Genomic DNA, 866 nt, shown 5'->3' with positions numbered 1-866 from the left:
CGCATGCTTCTTATCAATCGGGTACGCGCTATCGCATCGACTCGTCACCATCGTGGCGTGCGATTTGGTTTAACCAAGTAGTTGCTAAGATAGATACGCTATCGAATCAGGACTTGATATTGGCTTTGACCTTTGGTTATCGAGAGTTCATTTCTCAGCAGCGCTGGCTAGAGTTGAAAAGTAGTGTGTTGGTTCATCTGGTCGCGATTTCAGGACTGCATATTGGGATGGCGTTTGGCATCGGCTATCAAGTTGGGCGTGGTTTACGTTGCATGATGCCGGCTATGATTTGGCTACCTTTTGTGTCAGGTCTTTTCATCGCGATCATCTACAGTTGGTTTTCTGGTTTTACCTTACCAACGCTTAGAGCGGTTGTGATGTGTTGTTTGGGGAGCTACTTCGTTTGGCTGGGGAGAAGTGTTGGACGTCTGAATTTTATCCTGCTCAGCGTCTGCATTGTGCTGTTGATGTGGCCTTACTCTATACTCACTAGTAGTTTTTGGCTCTCTTTTGGGGCGCTTGCAGCTGTTCTCTATGCCGTTTCCTTGTTTAACTCTAGTAAGACCCAAATTGGCCCTTTAGACAAGGCTATGCTGGTGGTTAAGATTCAATGTGTTTTGACGCTTCTCTTGCTTCCTATGACGCTTTACTACTATCAGGGAGTGAGTGCTCTTTCTCTTGTCTATAACTTGCTACTGCTCCCTTGGATAACGTTCGTTGTTATGCCGTTGCTTTTCCTCTCTCTGGTTTGCCAAATTCTTTTTTCGAGTGACACGCCTTTTTTATGGCAAGGGATCAACGTTCTGCTCGAAGCCGTTTCAATATCGGCGGCTTGGTCACCTCCGTATTGGTGGGTGTTTGATAGG

1 protein-coding gene is annotated in these 866 nt (G+C 46.3%); it reads left to right on the top strand.

The genetic code is table 11. The features are described 5' to 3' along the window. The coding region (locus KIV40_RS30425; protein WP_285352997.1) for a ComEC/Rec2 family competence protein at nucleotides 1-866 on the top strand (866 nt) is incomplete at both ends.

The organism is Vibrio sp. D173a, from assembly GCF_030248475.1.
The sequence above is the reverse complement of the archived record's forward strand: the minus strand, read 5'-3'. Positions and strand labels throughout refer to the sequence as shown.